This is a genomic window from Cohnella sp. OV330 (assembly GCF_900112065.1).
In the GTDB taxonomy this organism is placed as follows: domain Bacteria; phylum Bacillota; class Bacilli; order Paenibacillales; family Paenibacillaceae; genus Cohnella.
Genome location: NZ_FOKE01000006.1, coordinates 430384 through 449557, shown reverse-complemented (window position 1 = coordinate 449557; position 19174 = coordinate 430384). Strand labels below are relative to the sequence as shown.

The 19174-nt window shown below is 65.2% G+C and carries 14 protein-coding genes; 3 read left to right on the top strand and 11 right to left on the bottom strand.

Annotated elements, in window-relative coordinates; all coding sequences use genetic code 11:
* Positions 1–53: 53 nt before the first annotated feature.
* The 8 genes from priA to BM235_RS17100 all read right to left on the bottom strand — a co-directional run bounded on the left by priA (position 54) and on the right by BM235_RS17100 (position 11404).
* The gene (gene priA, locus BM235_RS17135; RefSeq protein WP_090115419.1) at positions 54–2564 is read right to left on the bottom strand and encodes a primosomal protein N'; all 2511 of its coding nucleotides are present in this window, start codon (positions 2562–2564) and stop codon (positions 54–56) included.
* Complete coding sequence (gene coaBC, locus BM235_RS17130; RefSeq protein WP_090115418.1) at positions 2561–3829, bottom strand: bifunctional phosphopantothenoylcysteine decarboxylase/phosphopantothenate--cysteine ligase CoaBC; 1269 nt, start codon at positions 3827–3829, stop codon at positions 2561–2563. Before coaBC ends, priA begins: the two co-directional genes overlap by 4 nt.
* 63 nt (positions 3830–3892) lie before the next feature.
* A complete protein-coding gene (gene rpoZ, locus BM235_RS17125) occupies positions 3893–4129 on the bottom strand; it encodes a DNA-directed RNA polymerase subunit omega (RefSeq protein WP_090115417.1) in 237 nt (78 codons plus the stop codon).
* A 4-nt stretch (positions 4130–4133) separates the two neighbouring features.
* Positions 4134–4769 (bottom strand): guanylate kinase, encoded by a 636-nt coding sequence (gmk, locus tag BM235_RS17120; RefSeq protein WP_090115466.1) that lies wholly within the window; start codon positions 4767–4769, stop codon positions 4134–4136.
* Positions 4770–4782: 13 nt separating this feature from the next.
* Positions 4783–5043, bottom strand: coding sequence for an extracellular matrix/biofilm regulator RemA (gene remA / locus BM235_RS17115; protein ID WP_027084220.1), 261 nt, complete (start codon positions 5041–5043; stop codon positions 4783–4785).
* 168 nt (positions 5044–5211) lie between these two features.
* Complete coding sequence (locus tag BM235_RS17110) at positions 5212–7125, bottom strand: bifunctional homocysteine S-methyltransferase/methylenetetrahydrofolate reductase (protein ID WP_090115416.1); 1914 nt, start codon at positions 7123–7125, stop codon at positions 5212–5214.
* A 208-nt stretch (positions 7126–7333) separates the two neighbouring features.
* Positions 7334–8164: a diaminopimelate epimerase gene (gene dapF / locus BM235_RS17105; RefSeq protein WP_090115415.1), complete on the bottom strand. Its 831-nt coding sequence runs from the start codon at positions 8162–8164 to the stop codon at positions 7334–7336.
* Between the two features lie 417 nt (positions 8165–8581).
* Entirely contained in the window at positions 8582–11404 is a 2823-nt protein-coding gene (locus BM235_RS17100; protein ID WP_090115414.1) for a calcium-translocating P-type ATPase, SERCA-type, read from the bottom strand.
* Between the two features lie 179 nt (positions 11405–11583).
* Between BM235_RS17100 and BM235_RS17095 the strand changes: the two genes are divergently transcribed.
* On the top strand, positions 11584–13314 hold the full coding sequence (locus BM235_RS17095; protein WP_090115413.1) for an Rqc2 family fibronectin-binding protein: 1731 nt from the start codon (positions 11584–11586) through the stop codon (positions 13312–13314).
* A gap of 29 nt (positions 13315–13343) precedes the next feature.
* Here the strand turns inward: BM235_RS17095 and BM235_RS17090 are convergent, their stop codons facing one another.
* Entirely contained in the window at positions 13344–14096 is a 753-nt protein-coding gene (locus tag BM235_RS17090; RefSeq protein WP_090115412.1) for an alpha/beta fold hydrolase, read from the bottom strand.
* Entirely contained in the window at positions 14093–15121 is a 1029-nt protein-coding gene (locus BM235_RS32850; protein ID WP_158543958.1) for a M23 family metallopeptidase, read from the bottom strand. The genes BM235_RS17090 and BM235_RS32850 overlap by 4 nt, the downstream gene beginning before the upstream one ends.
* 193 nt (positions 15122–15314) lie before the next feature.
* Between BM235_RS32850 and BM235_RS17080 the strand changes: the two genes are divergently transcribed.
* Complete coding sequence (locus BM235_RS17080; RefSeq protein ID WP_090115410.1) at positions 15315–16043, top strand: response regulator transcription factor; 729 nt, start codon at positions 15315–15317, stop codon at positions 16041–16043.
* Complete coding sequence (locus BM235_RS17075) at positions 16040–17830, top strand: sensor histidine kinase (RefSeq protein ID WP_090115409.1); 1791 nt, start codon at positions 16040–16042, stop codon at positions 17828–17830. Before BM235_RS17080 ends, BM235_RS17075 begins: the two co-directional genes overlap by 4 nt.
* A 16-nt stretch (positions 17831–17846) precedes the next feature.
* Here BM235_RS17075 and BM235_RS17070 read toward each other — a convergent pair whose 3' ends face one another.
* Positions 17847–19124, bottom strand: a complete 1278-nt coding sequence (locus BM235_RS17070; RefSeq protein WP_090115408.1) for an alpha-L-fucosidase — start codon at positions 19122–19124, stop codon at positions 17847–17849.
* Positions 19125–19174: the final 50 nt, after the last annotated feature.

Sequence of the window (19174 nt, the reverse complement as noted above, 5' to 3'; positions counted from 1 at the left end):
CATCCCCACCTTTCAGTCTATATCTAATATAAAATGCCGATAAACATGCGCGCTTAAAGCATCATCTGCGGATCGACGTCCACGCCGAGCTGCACGCCGTGGCGCTTCGCGCCGTCCTGCAGTTCCTTCATTACCTCGGCCGTCCAGCCGGGCACGTCGGGATTCCCTTGATATTTTATCATACATTGAAAACGGTAGCGATCCTTGAGCCGCGCGATCGGCGAGGGCACGGGACCCAGCACCTCCACGGCGATGCCACCGGGACCGGGCCTGCCGTCAGCCTCCACGCCTGCGGCAGCCGCCCGCTCCCGCATCTTGGAGGCGAACGTCTGTCCCATGGACAGCAGCAGCGGCACCTGCTCGTGCGTCAGCGTGAGCGTGAGCAGCCGGCCGTAGGGCGGATAGCCAAGCGCGCGGCGATGCCGGAGCTCCTGATGCGAAAAGCCGCGGAAATCGTGCCGCTCGACGGCCGCGATCGACGCGTGCTCCGGCTCGTACGTCTGAACGATGACCTCCCCGGGCAGCTCGTGCCTGCCGGCGCGGCCCGCCACCTGCGTGAGCAGCTGGAACGTCCGCTCCGCCGCCCGGAAGTCCGGCAAGCGAAGCGCGGCGTCTGCCGCAAGCACGCCGACCAGCGTGACGTACGGGAAATCGAGCCCCTTCGCGACCATTTGCGTGCCGAGCAGCACGTCCGCCCGCCGCTCGCGGAATTCCGTCAGCCAGCGCTCGTGCGAGCCTTTTTCCGTCGTCGTGTCGACGTCCATGCGGATGACGCGGATGCCGGGAAACGTCGCGGCGAGCGCTTCCTCGACTTTCTGCGTACCCGTGCCGAAAAAGCGGATATGCGGGCTCGCGCAGGACGGACACGCCTCGGGCTCCCGCTCGGAATAGCCGCAATAGTGGCAGCGCAAATTCCGCGAGCCCCGATGATAGGTCAGCGCGATGTCGCAATGCGGACACGAAGCCGTGTACCCGCAGGAGCGGCACATGACGAACGTCGCGTAGCCGCGGCGGTTGAGCAGCAGCACCGTCTGCTCCCCGCGCGCGAGCCGCGCGCGCAGCGCGTCCGCCAGCGCGCGGCTGAACATCGCCCGGTTGCCGAGCCGCAGCTCCTCGCGCATGTCGATGATGGCGACGCGCGGCAGCGGACGGTCCGCGACCCGTTCGGGCAGCGGCACGTAGACGGGCACGACCTCCTCCCCGCGTCCGCCGATGCCCGGCGCGAGCTCGATCGCCGCGCCGTACGTCTCGAGCGACGGCGTCGCCGAGCCGAGCACGACGGCCGCGCCGTGACGCTGCCCGCGCCGGACCGCGACGTCGCGCGCATGATACTTCGGGCTCTCTTCCTGCTTGTAGGTCGTCTCGTGCTCCTCATCGATAATGATGAGTCCGAGCCGGGAAAAGGGAGCGAAGATCGCGGAGCGTGCGCCGACCGCCACGGTCGCTCTTCCCTCGCGGATCTTGCGCCATTCGTCGTACCGCTCGCCGCTCGACAGCCGGCTGTGCAGCACCGCCACCCTCGCGCCGAACCGGCTCTTGAACCGCTCCACCATCTGCGGCGTGAGCGCGATTTCCGGCACGAGCACGATCGCTTCGCGCCCCTGGCGCAGCGCCTTGTCGATCGCCTGCAGGTATAGTTCGGTCTTGCCGCTGCCGGTCACCCCGTGCAGCAGAAAGACCCGGTGCGCCTCGCTGTCGACGGCGTCGGCGATCGGCGCGAACGCCTGCTGCTGCGCGGGCGTCAGCGCGAGCGGAGCCGAGGGCTCGAAGCTGCGGCCGGCGTACGGATCGCGCTGCACGGTTACCGACTCGAGCCCGATCAGTCCTTTGTCCGCCAGGCTGCGAATGACCGCCGTCGTCGTGCCGGCCGCTTCGGCCAGCGCCTGCTGGGCGATCGGCTCGCGATTGGCGAGCAAATACGCGAGCACCTCGCGCTGCTTGGCGGCCCGGTTCGGCAGCTCGAGCAACGCGCTGCGCAGCTCGGCCTCGGACGGCGGGACGACCGTCAGCACCGTTTTGACCGACAGTCGGTCTTCGACTTGCTGCCGCTCCTCCAGCTTGCCCTCCGCGAGCCAGCGCTTGACGGCCGCGCCGCGCTCCGGATGCTGCTGGAGCAGCTGCGACAGCTTCAGCGCGCCATGCCGCTCCAGCGCCTCGATCAGCTCAGGCTGCTCGAAACGATCCAAGGGCGCCCACTCCGCGTTAGGCGCCGCCGAAATATATTTCTCCGCCTTGCCCTTCAACGCGGCGGGCAGCATCGCCTGCAGCGCGACGGTGAGCGGGCACAGCCACCGCTCGCTCATCCAGATCCCCAGCTCTACGAGTTCAGGCGACAAGGGCGGCACGGCGTCGAGCACGTCCGCGATCGGCTTCAGTCTCCGCCGATCGACCTCCGAATCCTCGGGCAGCGCCAGCACGATGCCTTGGAGCGTCCGTCCGCCGAAGGGCACCGCCACCCGGCTGCCGACCTCGACCCAGCCTTCGAGATGGGCCGGCACGGCATAGTCGAACGGCCGATCCGCGTCGCGGGTCGGCACGTCCACGCTTATTCTGGCGACGTTCATGCCCGGGAGCCTCCGCCGTCGCCTTCGCCGGCGCGCAGACCGGGCGCGCGAGCGAGCGCGATCCGCCAGATGCGGCCGGCCGCCTCGCGTTTGGACTGGAGCGGCAGCGATTCGACGAGGCCTTCGGCGCCGTACAGGCTCAGGATGTTCGTATCCGTCCCGAACCCCGCGCCCGGCTCGGAGACGTCGTTCGCGGCGATCAGGTCGCAGCGCTTGCGGCGCAGCTTGTCCAGCGCATAGCGCTCGGCGTCGCCCGTCTCCGCGGCAAACCCGATAACGTAAGGCTTGTCCTTGCCCGCTCCGCCGCCGTCGTGTTTCCAGTCGCCGATGGCCTGCAGAATATCGGGATTGCGGACGAGCTCCAGCGTCAGCTTGTCCGGCCCCTTTTTCATTTTGACCTTTTCGCGCTGTACCGGCCGGTAGTCCGCGACAGCCGCCGCCTTAATAACGACGTCCATGGACGGAAGCCGCGCCATGACGGCGTCGTACATGTCCTGCGCCGATTCGACCCGCACGACCTCGGCGCCGGGCGGAGGTTCGAGCTCCGTACGCGCCCACACCACCGTCACGTCCGCGCCAAGCGAGCGAGCCTCCTCGGCGAGCGCGAAGCCCATTTTGCCGGACGAATCGTTCGTGATATAGCGGACCGGGTCGAGCCGCTCGATCGTGCCGCCGGCGGTGATGAGCACCCGCTTGCCGGCAAGCGGCTTCGGACCGGCGAGCAGCTCGACCACGACCTGCACGATCTCGTCGGGTTCGGCCAGCCTGCCCTTGCCGACATATCCGCAGGCGAGCTGGCCGGTACCGGATTCGACGAACCGTACCCCGCGGCGCGCGAGCGTGTCGAGATTGTCTTGCACGGCCGGATGCGCCAGCATGTGCACGTTCATCGCGGGCGCGATCAGCACCGGCGCCGTCGTCGCGAGCAGCGTCGTGCTCAGCATGTCGTCGGCGATCCCGTGCGCGAGCTTCGCGATGCTGTTCGCGGTCGCAGGAGCGACCACGACCAGGTCGGCCGCGTCCGCCCAGTCGATATGCTGCACGACGGCCGCGTCCCGCTCGTCAAACACGTCCGTCGCCACCGGATGACGCGACAGCGTCTGGAGCGTCAGCGGCGCGATGAACTTCGTCGCCCCTTCGGTCATGATGACGCGCACGCTAGCGCCGAGGCCGACGAGACGGCTGCACAGCGTGGCCGCCTTGTAGGCCGCGATCCCGCCCGTGATGCCGAGAATGATGGTCTTCCCCGAGAGCGATTGATTCATATAGAGCGCCCCTCCCTCGCGATTCTGAAAAAAAAACAACCTCGAAGGGTTGTTTGCAGCCGTTTATGCTTCTTCTTCGTTCTGTTCTGCGGCCAATTCCTCTTCGGAGATCGCTTCGACCGTAATGTAGTCCTTGAAAATCTCTTCGAGCGCGACGCCTACGAACTTGTGGGACTTGGGCGCGCGCAGCTTGCTGGTCTGGCCTTCGCGCAGGGACCGCGCGCGCTTGGAGGCCGCAACTACCAATGTGTATTTGCTGTCCACCTTGCGGACGAGCTCGTCGATCGATGGGTATAGCATCTAATCACCTCTCCGGTATGTTTTGCTTTTCGCGCAAGCCCTCGAGCTCGACGAACAGCTCGTGCAGGAAGCGCTCGCGCTTGCAATGCTCGGCGATCATAATGCTCTCGATCCGGCGGCAAGCCGCATCGATCTCGTCGTTGACCACTGCGTAATGGTAATGCTCGAGCAGGTTCATCTCTTCGACCGCGACGGAAAGACGATGATCGATGGTAGCCTGGGTCTCCGTGCCGCGCCCCGTGAGCCGGTCCTTCAGTTGCTGGAGCGACGGAGGCAGCAAGAACACAAGGACGCCCTCGGGAAACTTCTCCCGAACCTTGACCGCGCCCTGGACCTCGATCTCCAGGATGATGTCCTTGCCCTCGGAGAGCGTCTTCTCCACGAAGTCGCGCGGCGTACCGTAGTAGTTGCCTACGTACTCGGCGTGCTCAAGCAGCGCGTCGCGTTCGATCATATCCTTGAACTGCTCGCGCGTCTTGAAAAAATAATTGACCCCGTCGATCTCGCCGGCCCGCGGAGACCGCGTGGTCGCCGAGACGGAATATGTCAGCTCGGGCAGCTTGCGGCGCAGCGCCGCGCACACCGTGCCCTTGCCGACGCCCGACGGACCGGACAATACGATCAGCAAACCTCTGTTCATGGACTTCCCCGATTCATTCGTCATGTTCGTCGTCTTTGGTGGACAGGCGATGCGCCACCGTCTCCGGCTGGACCGCGGACAGAATCACGTGATCGCTGTCCGTAATAATGACGGCGCGCGTGCGGCGGCCGTAAGTCGCGTCGATCAGCATATGCCGGTCGCGCGCTTCTTGAATGATCCGCTTGATCGGCGCGGACTCGGGACTCACGATGGAGATGATCCGATTCGCCGATACGATATTGCCGAATCCGATGTTGATCAGCTTGATCGCCATGCCACTATTCCCTCCGGTCCATGTCTTGCTGGCAGCGGCCGGATGGTGCCGGATAGGCACCATTGTTGCCACTGTGGCGCTTCCGCATACCGCAATCGATGGAATACGCTTTGGCACCGTCCGCGTCTGGCATATGAAGAACGCCGGTCAGCGGCAGGCCATATTGACTCATTTTACTTGATAATCGTTGGTCGGACAAGAGGCGCAGCCGCAATTGTCGGCATGAACGCCGCTTTTCTCCTTGACGTACCGCGTCAGCTCGACCGTCATCTCGTAATGAAGGAACGGCGTCATGAGATAGATGCCGTTAAAATGCTTCATCGCCGCGTCGAGCAGTTCCTTGGCGACGGCGATCCCTTCAGCCTTCCCTTCCGCGCCCTCCAGGCCGCGCATCCGCTCGCGGACGGCGTCGGACAGCTGGATCCCGGGCACCTCGTTGTGCAAGTATTCGGCATTCCGCCCGCTCGCCAGCGGGAAAACGCCGATAAAAATCGGAACGCCGATATGCTTGGTCGCCTCGGCGATCCGCTCGATCAGCTCGGCGTCGTACACCGGCTGCGTCATGATGTAGTCCGCGCCGGCGGCCACCTTCTTTTCGAGCCGCTGCACGGCCTTGTCCAGATGCTTGACGTTCGGGTTGAACGCCGCGCCGATGACGAACTTCGCCTTCTGCTTGAGCGCTCGGCCGGAAAAGGCGATGCCTTCGTTCAGCTGCTTGATCATCTTGATGATCTCGAACGAGGTCAGGTCGTACACCGAGCTCGAGCCGGGCAGGTCCCCGAACTTCGCCGGATCGCCGGTCACGGCCAGCACGTGGTCGATGCCGAGCGCGTCGAAGCCCATCATGAGCGATTGCGTGCCGATCAGGTTGCGGTCCCGGCAGGCAATGTGCACGAGCGGCCGGATGCCGACCCGCTCCTGAACGAGCGCGCCGAGCGCCATGTTGCTCATGCGCGTGACGGCGAGCGAATTGTCCGCCATCGTCAGCGCGTCGGCGCCCGCGTCCCGAAGCGCCGCCGCGCCGTCCATGAAGCGGCCGATGTCGAGATCCTTCGGCGGGTCGAGCTCGACGATGACGGTGTGGCGCTCGCGGACGAGCTGAACGATGTTGGCCGGCTCTTCGCCGCCGCCGACCGCCGATTCGGACGGCTGACGGGACGGCGCGACGCGAACCTCGGCGGCCGTCGCCGGGCGCGACGATTCCGTCTCGTCAGGCGCGTACCCGCGCAAAGCCGCGGCGATCTCAGCGATATGCTCGGGCGTCGTGCCGCAGCAGCCGCCGATGAGGCGGACGCCGTTGTCCGCGAACGCCCTGGCGTTCTCGCCGAAGTAGGCCGGCGAAGCGGAATAGACGACCTTGCCGTCCTCGTAATCCGGCAAGCCGGCGTTCGGGAAGGCGCTGAGGGGCAGCCCGAGATCGAGCGGGATGTTCTGGACGGCGCGCAGAATGCCGTTCGGACCGCTGCGGCAGTTGAAGCCTACGACGTCGGCCCCCTCGTCCTTAAGCCGGCGAAGCGCCTCGCCCATCGGCACGCCGTCGCGCGTCACCGCGGGATCGTCCACGGCGAACTGGCAGACGACCGGCAGGTCGCCCAGCCTGCGCGCGACGCGCAGCGCCAGCATCAGCTCGTCGAGCTCGAAAAACGTCTCGAGCAGGATGCCGTCCGCGCCGGCGCCCATAAGCGCGCCGATCTGTTCCTCGTAGTCGCGGGTGATCTCCGCCGTCCGCGCGTTTTTGCGCTGGCCGGCCCGGATCGCGCCGACCGCGCCGAGCACGTAGGCCGCGTCCCCGCCGGCCTGCCGCGCGAGCGCGACGCCGGCCGCGTTGATGTCGGCGGTCCGCTTTTCAAGGCCGAACCGTACCAGGTTGCCGTGCTGCGCGGCGAACGTATTGGTCTCGAGGACTTCCGCGCCGGCGGCCGCGTAACGGCGATGAACCTCCAGGATCATCTCGGGCTTGATCAGGTTGTATTCTTCGAACGCGACGCCGATCGGGAATCCGAGCTGGTAGAGGTAGGTTCCCATCGCCCCGTCGCCGACGAGCGGCCGCTGGCTCAGCGCTGTGCGAAAATCCGGTTTCAAGAGGCTTCCCATCCTATCTATGTCATAAATGATGTATGCAGAATCGTTCTATTAATGTAGCATACTTCTTCCCGCGCGGAAATGGCCGGTGCGCCTCGACAGCCTCCAAATGCCTCTAATCCGTCTATAAACGGAGAAGAACCCGGACAAGTCCGGGTTCCCCAATAAGCGATTCGAGCGTATGCGGCTCTTCGCCGCGCACGCTTCGTCAGACCGTGCCGGTATAGACCGCTTCGGCCGGACCGGTCATGTAGACGCGGTTGTTATCCTCGTTCCATTCGATGAACAGGTCGCCCCCGGCGAGCGAGATCGTCGCCGAGCGGCCGGTCAGCCCGTTCAGCACGGAAGAAACGAGCGTCGCGCAGGCGCCGGTGCCGCAAGCCAGCGTCGGGCCCGCGCCGCGCTCCCAGACGCGCATGTCGACTTGCTCGGCCGAATTGACCTTCGCGAATTCGACGTTGATCTTGCGCGGGAACAGCGGATGCGTCTCGAGCTTCGGTCCCCACTTGGCCAGGTCGAAGCCGACCGCGTCGTCCACGTAGATGACGGCGTGCGGATTGCCCATCGAGACGGCGGTGAATTTGAACTCGCGTCCGTCGATCTCGACCGATTGCCCGATGACGGGATTGGCGTCGATCGTCGTCGGCACGTCGAGGCCGTTCAGGATCGGCTCGCCCATGTCTACGCGGACGCGGCGGACGAGGCCGCCCTCGACTTCGAGCTGAACGGGCTGCACGCCGGCGCCCAGCGTCTCGATCGTGATCGCTTCACGGTCGATGAGACGGTTGTCGTACACGTACTTGGCGACGCAGCGAATGGCGTTGCCGCACTGTTCGGCCTCAGAGCCGTCCGAATTGATGATGCGCATCTTGAAGTCCGCGCGCTCCGACGGCAGGATGTAGACGAGACCGTCGGCGCCGATGCCGAAGTACCGGTTGCAAAGCTTGACGGCGCGCTCGGCCGCGTCTGCGGGCAGCGACGGTTCGCCGTGCACCACGATGAAGTCGTTGCCGAGGCCGTGCATTTTCGTAAATTGCATAGGGGTAAGCCCTCCTGGTATGAAGTTCATGGTCGGACCTGTCCTTCCGTGTCCCTATCATACCGCACCGGGACTTCGCTGCGCATACAGGATTCGCAAATTTGTTTGTACTTTTCCGCATCGAATGCCGCGGTCGGAAAGCCTGCTCGCGAATCGCCCGCCGCCCGCTACACGCCGCCGCGCCCGAGCAGACGCTCCATCTCGCCCAGATGGCTTTCCAGCGTGATCGTGTTGTAGTTCCCCCAGGAGTCGTTCACCACGTAGGCCCGTCCCTCCGCGACGTCGGATGGACAAAATGAGAAAAGCCCGCCCCTCGCGCCTGAACGGCGCGGTCGGGGCAGGCTGACCAATGGATGAATGATCGGGACGGCAACGATAGCGGAACGTTTAAGCTAGCGGATCAGCCCGGTACGCGAATCAACGGGCGACCGTCTTGACAGGGCCCGCGCCGCGGCCGCCGTACGAGATGCGACCGCCGGAACGGCGGCGGCGAGACGATCCCCATACGCTGCCGATGCCCATCGCGAAGGTCGGGATGCCGGCCGCCACGAAGACGAGCGCCCAGTCGCGAAGGTTAAGCGGCACGGTCTTGAAGATCGGCTGCAGCGGCTCGAAGTACAGGACGGCGAGCAGAAGGAGCAGCGAGGATAGCACCGCCAGCACGAGAAACTTGTTTTCGAAAAAACGGCGATGGAAAATGGAGCGCGAGCTCCGGCAGTCGAACACGTGGATCAGCTGCGCCATGACGAGCGTGGCGAACGCGACGCTCTGCGCGTGGACGAGCGCCGCGGCATCCGCGTCCCGGCCGCCGAGGGCGATGACGAACGCCGCCAGCGTGCAGGCGCCGATCAGGACGCCGCGGCTGATGATTTTCCACCCGAGACGCCGCGCGAAAATGTTTTCCTTGGCCGACCGGGGCTTGTGCCGCATCAGGTCGCTCTCGGCCTGATCGACGCCGAGCGCCATCGCGGGCAGCCCGTCGGTGACCAGATTGACCCACAGAATCTGGATCGGGATCAGCGGCAGCGGCAAGGCCGCCATCATCGCGAAAAACATGACAAGAATTTCGCCCACGTTCGAAGCCAGCAAATAGCGGATGAACTTGCGGATATTTTCGTAGATGCCCCGGCCCTCTTCGACCGCCGCGACGATGGACGAGAAATTGTCGTCGGCCAGGACGAGCGCCGAGGCTTCCTTGGTCACGTCGGTGCCGGTAATGCCCATCGCGATGCCGATGTCCGCCGCCTTGACGGCCGGCGCGTCGTTCACCCCGTCGCCGGTCATGGCGACGACGTGGCCGCGGCGCTGCAGCGACTGCACGATGCGCAGCTTGTGCTCCGGCGATACCCGGGCGTAGACGTAGATGTCGTCCGAAATTTTGTCGAGCTGATCGTCGGTCATGCCTGCCAGCTCCGCGCCGCTGACGGATTTGCCGTCGCGGGGCAGGATGCCGAGCGTGCGCGCGATCGCTTCCGCGGTCATCTGATGGTCGCCGGTGATCATCACGGTCTTGATGCCGGCCGCCTTGCACTTGACGATCGCGTCGTGCACTTCGCGGCGCGGCGGGTCCATCATGCCGCCGAGGCCGACGAAGACGAGTCCCTCCTCCGCCTCGTCCTCGGACTCGCAGTTTTCGCCGCCCTTGGCGTCGCGGTACGCGAAACCGAGCACGCGCAGCGCGTCGTTCGCCATCGCTTCGTTCGCGCGCAGTACCTTTTGACGAAGCGTCCCGGTGAACGGCACGACCTTCCCGTCCCACAGGACGTAGGCGCAGCGGTCGATCAGCAGGTCCGGCGCGCCCTTCGTGCAGACGAGGCGGCCGCCCTGATGCGACACGAGCACCGACATCCGCTTGCGGTCGGCGTCGAACGGAAACTCCTTTACGCGCGGGTACAGCGCTTCGAGCGAGGCGCGGGGCAGCCCGGACTTGGCCGCGAGCGCCAGCAGCGCGCCTTCCGTCGGATCGCCTTTCACTTGCCAATCGGCCGCTTCGGCCTCCTCGCCTTCCGTCCGCTCCGCCTTCCGCCCGCGCGCGTCCGCGCTTCGTTCAGCCTTAGCCAAGTCCGCATTGTTGCACAGCGCAGCGACCTGGATGAGCCTCCGCAGCGACGCGTCTCCCTTCACGTCGACCGCGTTCCCGCGTTCGAGAAGCTGGCCTGCCGGCCCGTAGCCTTCGCCCGTGACGTCGATGTCCCTGCCGCCCGTCCAAACCTTCGTGACGGTCATCTTGTTCTGCGTAAGCGTCCCCGTCTTGTCGGAGCAGATAACGGACGCGCAGCCGAGCGTCTCGACAGACGGCAGCTTGCGCACGATCGCCTTGCGCCGGATCATGCGCTGCACGCCGAGCGCGAGCGCGATCGTGACGATCGCGGGCAAACCCTCGGGGATCGCGGCGACGGCGAGGCTGACGCCGGCCAGGAACATGCCGTACAGCGGCTGCCCGTGCAGCACGCCGGCGACGACGACGAGCACGGTGAGCGCCAGGGCGACGACGATCAGAATTTTGCCGAGCTGCTCCAGCCGGTGCTGCAGCGGCGTCTCGGCTTCGTCCGTCTGCTGGATGAGGTCGGCGATCTTGCCCATCTCGGTGCCCATGCCGGTGCGCACGACGACGCCCCGGGCGGTGCCGCGCGTCACCATCGTGCCGAGATACGCGCAGTTTTTGCGGTCGCCGAGCGGCAGCTCCGCCGCATAGAGCGGCATGGACTGCTTCGCCGCCGGGACGGACTCCCCGGTAAGCGCGGCCTCCTCGATCATGCATTGGCTGCTCTGCACGAGACGCAAGTCCGCGGGCACGCGGTCGCCGCTCTCGAGCACGACGAGATCGCCCGGCACCAGCTCGCTGGCGGGGACCACCTGCAGGCTGCCGCCGCGAATGACCTTCGCGTTCGGCGCGGACAGCTCCTTGAGCGCCCTGAGCGAGCGCTCCGCCCTGAATTCCTGGTAGAAGCCCAGCAAGCCGTTCAAGACGATGATGGCAATAATCGTGAGCGCGTCCAGCATCTCGCCGAGCAGCCCCGATACGACCGTCGCCCCGGCCAGCACGAGCACCATAAAATCCTTGAATTGATTGAGCAGCAGCTTGATCGGAGACTCCCTGCGCTTCTCCGCCAGCTCGTTTTTCCCGTGTCCCGCCAGCCTCTCCTGCGCGGCGCTCGGCGCCAGCCCTTCCTTCGTGTTCGTCTGGAGCAATACGGCTAGCTCGTCTTCGCTTAGCTGATGCCAGGCCTTCCCTTCCACGACGGGTTCCTCCTCCCGGATATCGCCCTCCGGACGAAGCCGGACAGCCTACTAGCCTATGTCTATTCGGTCAAGCCCGGAAATATCCCCTTGTCCGCCGCCTTTCCCTTTCAGACCATCTGTGGCATCATAAAGAAACGGAAATTCCGAAAAACGCACCGGTCAGGAGTCATGCCTTTATGTCACTCGACGGCATCGTCGCGCGCGCGCTCGTCCACGAGCTGGGGGAGATCGTCGGCGCCCGCATCGCTAAAATCTATCAACCGACCGAAAACGAGGTCGTCCTGCATATCCGCGGCCAAGGCTTCGGCCGCAAGCTGCTGCTGTCCGCGCATCCTTCGATGCCGAGGCTTCATTATACGGAGCAGCCCTGGGCGAACCCCCAGGAACCGCCGATGTTCTGCATGCTGCTGCGCAAGCACTGCGAAGGCGGCGTCATCGAAGCGGTGCGCCAGCCGGGCGCCGAGCGGATCGTCGAGATCGACGTCCGCCACCGGGACGAGCTCGGCGACCTGTCGCTCAAACGGCTCGTCCTCGAGATCATGGGCCGCCACAGCAACCTGGTGCTGCTCGATCCGGCGACCGGCATCGTCCACGACAGCATCCGGCACGTGACGCCGGCCATCAGCAGCTACCGGGTCGTGCTGCCCGGCGTCAAATACGTGGCGCCGCCGGCTCAGGACAAACAGGATCCGCTCGAAGCGACCGCCGACGACGTTGCGCGCGCGCTATCCGAAGCTGCCGGCTCTCCGCCCGCAGGCGCATTGGTCGCAGCCTTCACGGGTCTCAGCCCGCTCCTCGCCAAAGAAATCGCCTACCGCGCCGGCGACCGCGAAGCGGACGTTCCTGCCGCCTTCACTGCGTTAATGGCGGATGCCGCGGCCCATCGCTACGCGCCGTCCATCGTAGAAGAACCGGCCGGCCGGACCCAGTTCCACGCGCTGCCGCTGACGCACGTGCAAGGAGAGCCGCGCGGCTACGATTCCATGCACGCATGCCTCGAGGCGTACTACATCCACAAGGCCGAGCGCGATCTCGTCCGCCAGCGGACCGTCGATCTCACCCGCCTGCTGCAGAACGAGACGGCCAAAAACGCCAAAAAGCTGGAGAAGCTCCGCCAGACGCTCGAAGAAGCCGAAGGCGCGGACAAGTACCGCCGGCTCGGCGAGCTGTTGACCGCGCATCTGTACGCGATGAGCAAAGGGGATAAGCAGGTCGAGGTAACCGATTATTACGAGGAGGATCAGCCGAAGGTCCGAGTACAGCTCGACCCGCTGCTGACGCCGAACGAAAACGCCCAGCGCTATTTCCGCAAATATACGAAAATGAAAAACAGCCGAGAGGTCGTCTCCGAGCAGATCGAAGAAACCGAGCGCGAGATCGCCTACCTCGAGTCGGTGCTGCAGGGGCTGGACACGGCCACGCCGGCGGATATCGAAGAGATCCGCGCGGAGCTGACGGAACAGGGGTACATTCGCGCGCGCGGCGGCCGCAAAGGCGACCGCGGCAAAAAGAAAAACGACCGGCCCGCCATCCTCTGCTATACGTCCAGCGAGGGCGTGCCGATCTATGTGGGCAAAAACAATACGCAAAACGATTATGTAACCAACCGTCTTGGACAGCCCAGCGATACTTGGCTGCACACCAAGGACATGCCCGGCTCGCACGTGCTCATCCGCGCAGTCGATTACGGCGAGCAGACGCTGAAGGAAGCCGCCATGCTGGCTGCGTACTATAGCAAAGGCAAAGAGTCGAGCCTCGTGCCGGTCGATTATACGAAGATTCGCCTCGTGCGCAAGCCGAGCGGCGCAAAGCCGGGCTTCGTCATTTACGAAGGGCAGAAGACGCTGTTCATCACGCCGGACGAGTCGCTCGTGCGCAATCTCCCCAGCGTCGTCAAAAAGGCTTAAAATCGCTTCGCCGCCGCCCGGTACGGGTTCTACCGCGCCTTCTCCAGGCAGTCCTCGATCGCGGAGACGACAAGCGCCGGCTCGGAAAACTGCGGGAAGTGTCCGCTACCGGCGGCGACGATCTGCCGGCCGCGGGCGCTGAGCCGGGCGAGTTCCGTTTGATTGTCCCGGCGAACGGCATAGACGGCTTCCGGCATCATGGGCGGCCGCTTGCCTCCGCTGACGACGACGAGCGGCACGTCGGGAAAAGCGCCCGCGCGCGCGATCTGCGCAGCGGTCTCCGCCACCGCGTTCGTCTCGTGCCATTTGCGACGGCCCGTCAGCGCGTCCATCCACCCGAGCAGTTTGTTCGCCCCCCGCACCGCCCCGCTTTGCAGCTCGCCGATGGCGAGATCGCCCGGATGGGACGCTTCGAGCAGGACGACGCCGGCCGTCTCCCCCGGATGCAGCCTGGCGAACAAATTCGCGTACAGTCCGCCGAGCGAATGACCGACGAGCACGTACGGCGGCTTCAATCCGACTGCCGACAGCGTGCCGCGAAGCGCCGCCACGATCGTCTCTCCGTCCTGCGGGCCGTCCGGCTTCGCGCTTTTTCCGATGCCCGGCCGATTGTACGCGAATACCTTCGACTTTTCCGCGAGCGAATGGTACACCTTATGCCAGCCTTCGATCGGCCCGCCGCCGCCGTTGATCAGCACGACGGCCGGCGTCCCTTCGCCCTCCAGCGCGTACTCGGTTTTTTTGCCGCCGACTTCGATCGTCCGCTTGGCGATTTTCCTCATGTCCGCTCCTCCTCCTCGCCGCCCTTCACGACGATGCCCGGCTTCAGTTCCAGTCCGCCTGTCCAGTTCATCGGGATCGAACCGGCCGACGCGGGTTCGTCGCCGCCCCCCGTCTGAATATGCAGATGCGGCTCCGTCGATTCGCCCGAATTGCCGCACTGGCCGATAAGTTGTCCCGCCGCCACGCGATCACCCGCTTTTACCATGACCGAGCCCTTCTTCAGGTGCGCCAGCGTCGTGATCTCGCCGTTCGCATGGCGGATGGCGACCATGTTGCCCGCCGGCTGCTGCGGGTTGACCTTGCCGACGGGCGCATTGTCCGCGATGCCGTCCACAGCCGCGATCACCTCCCCCGAGGCGGGCGCCAACACGTCCTGGCCGTATGCGTAATAGCTCTCGTTCAACGCCGGATCGCCTTCGAAGGAGTAACCGTCCTTTTCCTTCACGAAGTCGACCGCGTAGCGAACGGCTTCATACGCGTAATGATAGTTTTCCAGCTCGTTCAGCCCGCCCCAGACGACCAGCCATTGCCCTCGGAACGGCGGCAGAAGCGCCGTCCCGGCCGCCATCCGGTCCGTATTCGGATGCCTCGCGAGCGTCAGCGGCCGCAGGCCGACGATCGTGCCCGTGGCGTCTACCGTGGCGGACAGCCCCTTCGCGGCCGCATCGTCCGTCCATACGTACTGGGTTCTGCCGTTCAGCGTCAAGACGGACGACGGACGGAATGCGGCGACGTCCGCCGTGAACCGCTCCCCCGTCTCGCGGAACGCGTCCAGCGTCACCGCGCCGCGCATGCCCTCGTCCATTTGCGCATACAAACGCTCGTATTCGCCGGCGAGCAGCCGGTCCGCGAGCTCCGGGCCGCCGAAGCGCGCAGCGCCTTCTTCAGACGCCGCTGCCGTGCCCGCCGTGCGCTTCTCCGTTTGACCGCCGCCGCAGCCTGACGCGAGCAGGATCGTCATCGCGACAAGGCCGAAGGTGCCAAGGCCTCTTCCCCCCGTATTCAAAGCGCCGTATCGTTTCATCGCTTGCTCCACTCCCTCCGTTCGTGTCTTCCCCATCGTACGGCGCCGGTCTTACTTTTAACGTAACGCAAGCTTAACGGCATCTTAATTCAGGGCGCGAATCCTAAAATTAAGGTTCCGTTAAGACGCCGCGACAGCCCGTTCGCGGGTCGCCGTGCTATACTGGCATCAGTTTCGATAGGGGGTGGACAGGATGGAACAAGCAGAGATTCTGCTCGTCGACGACGAGCTGGCCATCCTTCAGATGATGACGGCGGTATTGCGCAAGGAAGGCTTCTCGAAAATCGACACGGCCGCGGACGGCAGGTCGGCCGTCGCGGCATGCGCCGCCAAGACGTACGATATCGTGCTGCTCGACGTCATGCTCCCGGACCGCAGCGGGCTCGAGATCGCGCCGGACATCCGCCGGACGACGAATGCGCCGATTCTTTTCCTGACCGCGCGGACGTCCGACGTCGACAAGCTGACCGGCTTCGCGGTCGGCGGCGACGATTATATCGTCAAGCCTTTTAATCCGATCGAGGTGGTCGCCCGCATGCGCGCGCAGCTGCGCAGGCACTTGAATTCTGCGAAATCCGCGCCTGCGGCGGAACCGGTCGGCACCGCCTACGATTACGGCCGCTTCCGCATCGACGAAGCCGCCGGCACGCTGACCGTCGACGGCACGGAGACCAATTGTCCCGCGCTCGTCTTCCAGCTTCTGCTGTTTTTTTGCAAGCATCCGAACCGGATATTCGGCAAAAGCGAGCTGTACGAACGCGTCTGGGGCGCGCACAGCTACAGCGACGACAATACGGTTATGGTGCACATCCATCGGATCCGGGAGCGGATCGAGCTCGATCCGTCCAAGCCCGCGCTGCTCGTGAATGTCCGGGGCATGGGGTACAAGCTGTGCGCGCCTGCCCGGGAGAGCGGCGCATGACGATACGCAAGCGACTGATCGTCCGCTACGTCTACCAGCTCGCGGCAGCCGGCATCGTATTGCTCGTCCTGGCGGCCGCGATCGTGCTCTGGATGCGGCAGCGTTTCTCGGATATCGGGATCGAGCGCGAGTTCGCGCCCGGCGGGCTGTCCCGGATGATTCAGGAGGCGGACGCAAGCCCGGACGGCCTCCTCCGGTTCGACCCGAAGCTGCTCGGGATGCTGCGCCAGGACGGCGGCTGGCTGCAGAGCCTGGCCGAGGACGGACGCGTACGCCAGGCGTTCAACGCGCCCGCCGACCTGCTGTCCCGTTATGCCCCCGGGCAACTGATGGATTATTGGTCCGGCAAAGCCTCTTTTCCCTATCGTCTGTTCATCTGGATCCAGCCCCGCGACGGCCGCCTGTACACGATGCTGTACGGACTGCGCGCCCCGACCGACGATCTGCTCCGCAGGGCCATGGACGACGGTTCCCTGAGCAGGGCGCAGCTGTCGTTCCCTGCGGCTACGGTCGCCTTGCTGGATCAAGCGGGCGCTTGGGTGCAGGTACTGGACCGAGCCGGCTCCGAGTACGCGTCGTGGCGCAGGCCGGAGACGGCGCCGAATTCCTATACGCTGACGGAGCTGGCGATGCGCATGCATAACGGGGATATGTACAACGCCTCGCTGGATTCCCGCTACGACGCGCGGACGGGACTGACCTGGATCGTGCACGTTCCCGTGCGCGGCGCGGACGGCGAGGCGGTGCCCGCCCGTTCGTTCACGCCGGAGACGGTCGTGCTGTTCCAGGGCATCGCGCTGTTTTTGCTGTCGGCCATGCTGGTCGTAGCGCTGCTCGCGCTCTGGTACGGCTATCGGTACGGAGGACCGCTGCTGCATATGGTCGAACGGATCAGGCGGATGGGCAGCCGGGAGGATGCCTGCGAGTCGGCGCAAGGACCGAAGCCCGCTTCCGGCAAAAAAGGGAAAAAGCGCGGAGACCGGATGTTCGCGGAAATGATGGGGACGATCGATTCGGCGGACGAAGCGCTTCGCGCAAGAGCGCGCGAGCGACAGGCCGCGGAGCGGCATCGGGAAGAATGGATCGCGGGCCTGTCGCACGATTTGAAAACGCCGCTCTCGTCCATTAAGGGCTATGCGCATCTGCTAGCCTCGGATACTTACCGTTGGACCGAGGAGGAGATGCGGCAATTCGCCCTCACGATCGCTGAAAAATCGGCCTATATGGATCGCCTGATCAACGATTTGGCGCTGACTTACCGGCTGAGGCACGACGCGGGAGCGGCCTCGCTCGAGCCGGCAGACATCGGCGCGCTGCTGGCGCAAAGCGTGCAATGCGCCGCCGCCCATCCCGGGTACGGCGGCGCTCGCGTGCGGTGCGTGATGCCAGAGCAGCAGATCGTCGGGCGCGTCCACGCGCCCTGGTTCGGCCGGGTCGTCGAAAATCTCGTCGCCAACGCGCTCATCCACAATCCGCCGGAAACCCGGCTGACCGTGGAGCTGCTCGAGAGGCCGGGGGGCGGCTGGCAGGTCGACTTCCGCGACGACGGGATCGGCATGGACGCGGAGACGGCAAGCCAGCTGTTCGAGCGGTACTACCGCGGCACGGACACCGATCGGGCGCCCGAAGGCAGCGGACTCGGCATGGCGATCGCCAAGGAGCTCGTCCAGGCGATGGGCGGCAGGATCGAGGTGCGGTCCGCGCCGGGCGAGGGCACGACGATCAGTCTCGTCTGGACGTCGGTTGCGTCTGCGGAGGACGGCACGGAACGATCCGCGATCGCTTAAGCGCCGCGGCGCCCTATCAGCCGCGCTTGGCAGGCCAGACGGGACGGCTTTCGAATTCGACCGCCACGACCGTGTTCCACTCGTCCAGCAACGCCTGCGGCAAGTCGATCGAAAGCCGCTGGACGCTGTGATGCCCGTCGACGCCGCTCGAGAATCCGCTGATGACTTCCGTCCGGTAATGGAGCGCTTCGCCCGTCTTAACCAGCTTGACGTCCCGGACCCCGCCGCCCATCTCGCGCAGCTCGAGCGGGAACCTCGGGATATCCCTGACGTGCAGGTATACCGTGTTCTCCTTGACGGTCGTCGGACCGTAGAACGCCGGAGGAAAATGCGCCGGCGTTCTTTGCGTGCCGTAAATGCTCTCGCCGGAATGCCGCAGCCAGGCGCCGATCGCTTCCAGCCGCGCGAGCGCCGGCCCCGGCCATGTACCGTCCGGACGCGGGCCGACGTTCAGGAGCAGATTGCCGCCTTTGGTCGCGACCTCGAGCAGCGTGTCGAGCAGCGCCAATGGCGGCTTGTACGTATCGGGATCGGAGTGGTACGCCCATTGATGGTTCATCGTCATGCACGTCTCCCACCATTCCTCCGGCGGATGAAGCGGCACGAACTGCTCGGGCGTCTCGTAATCGCCTGCGTCCGGCAGCCGGTCGTTGATGACGAGATGCGGCTGCAGGTTCAGCATCATCCGCTTCACCTCGTGGCTGCGCCATCGGTCCGCGCCGAACCCCGGCACGTCGAACCAAATCAGGTCGATCCGGCCGTAGTTGGTCAGCAGCTCCCGCAATTGCTCGACGAAGCGCTGATGAAACGACCACCATCGAAGCGGATCGTAGACGTTTGGCTTGGGAGACGCCAGCCACGGCGCGATCGGGATCGTCGCGAAGTCGGGATCGTGCCAGTCGATCGTCGTGAAGTAGAGACCGACTTTAAGCCCCGCTTCCCTCATTGCTTCGACATACGGCGCGATCAGATCGCGCTTCGGCCCTCGCCGGACGGCGTTGTAATCCGTCGTCTTCGTGTCGAACAAGCAAAATCCGTCATGGTGCTTAGCGGTCAGCACGACATACTTGGCCCCGGCTTCCTTCGCCGCGCGCGCCCAAGCCTTGGGATCGTACCGCTCGGGATTGAATTCGTCGGCCAGCGCTTCGTAGGCTTCGACGCCGATCGCCTGGTCGCTCTTGTCGAGGAGCGGCCACGACGCTTCGATCTCCTTCAGGGAATACGGCCCCCAGTGGATAAACAGGCCGAATCTCGCTTCGTCGAACCACTGCGCTTCCGGGTGCAAGGCTCTCATGCCCAAGTCGCTCCTCCTTATGCGGCAATGCGCAAGCTTCCGCTCCGCGC

Excerpts from the sequence above, each read along its gene's own strand:
- BM235_RS17070 (WP_090115408.1), bottom strand. The coding sequence starts at position 19,124 with ATGAGAGCCTTGCACCCGGAAGCGCAGTGGTTCGACGAAGCGAGATTC.
- remA (WP_027084220.1), bottom strand. The coding sequence starts at position 5,043 with ATGGCGATCAAGCTGATCAACATCGGATTCGGCAATATCGTATCGGCG.
- BM235_RS17080 (WP_090115410.1), top strand. The coding sequence starts at position 15,315 with ATGGAACAAGCAGAGATTCTGCTCGTCGACGACGAGCTGGCCATCCTT.
- BM235_RS17095 (WP_090115413.1), top strand. The coding sequence starts at position 11,584 with ATGTCACTCGACGGCATCGTCGCGCGCGCGCTCGTCCACGAGCTGGGG.
- dapF (WP_090115415.1), bottom strand. The coding sequence starts at position 8,164 with ATGCAATTTACGAAAATGCACGGCCTCGGCAACGACTTCATCGTGGTG.
- BM235_RS17075 (WP_090115409.1), top strand. The coding sequence starts at position 16,040 with ATGACGATACGCAAGCGACTGATCGTCCGCTACGTCTACCAGCTCGCG.
- BM235_RS17090 (WP_090115412.1), bottom strand. The coding sequence starts at position 14,096 with ATGAGGAAAATCGCCAAGCGGACGATCGAAGTCGGCGGCAAAAAAACC.
- BM235_RS32850 (WP_158543958.1), bottom strand. The coding sequence starts at position 15,121 with ATGAAACGATACGGCGCTTTGAATACGGGGGGAAGAGGCCTTGGCACC.
- rpoZ (WP_090115417.1), bottom strand. The coding sequence starts at position 4,129 with ATGCTATACCCATCGATCGACGAGCTCGTCCGCAAGGTGGACAGCAAA.
- coaBC (WP_090115418.1), bottom strand. The coding sequence starts at position 3,829 with ATGAATCAATCGCTCTCGGGGAAGACCATCATTCTCGGCATCACGGGC.
- priA (WP_090115419.1), bottom strand. The coding sequence starts at position 2,564 with ATGAACGTCGCCAGAATAAGCGTGGACGTGCCGACCCGCGACGCGGAT.
- gmk (WP_090115466.1), bottom strand. The coding sequence starts at position 4,769 with ATGAACAGAGGTTTGCTGATCGTATTGTCCGGTCCGTCGGGCGTCGGC.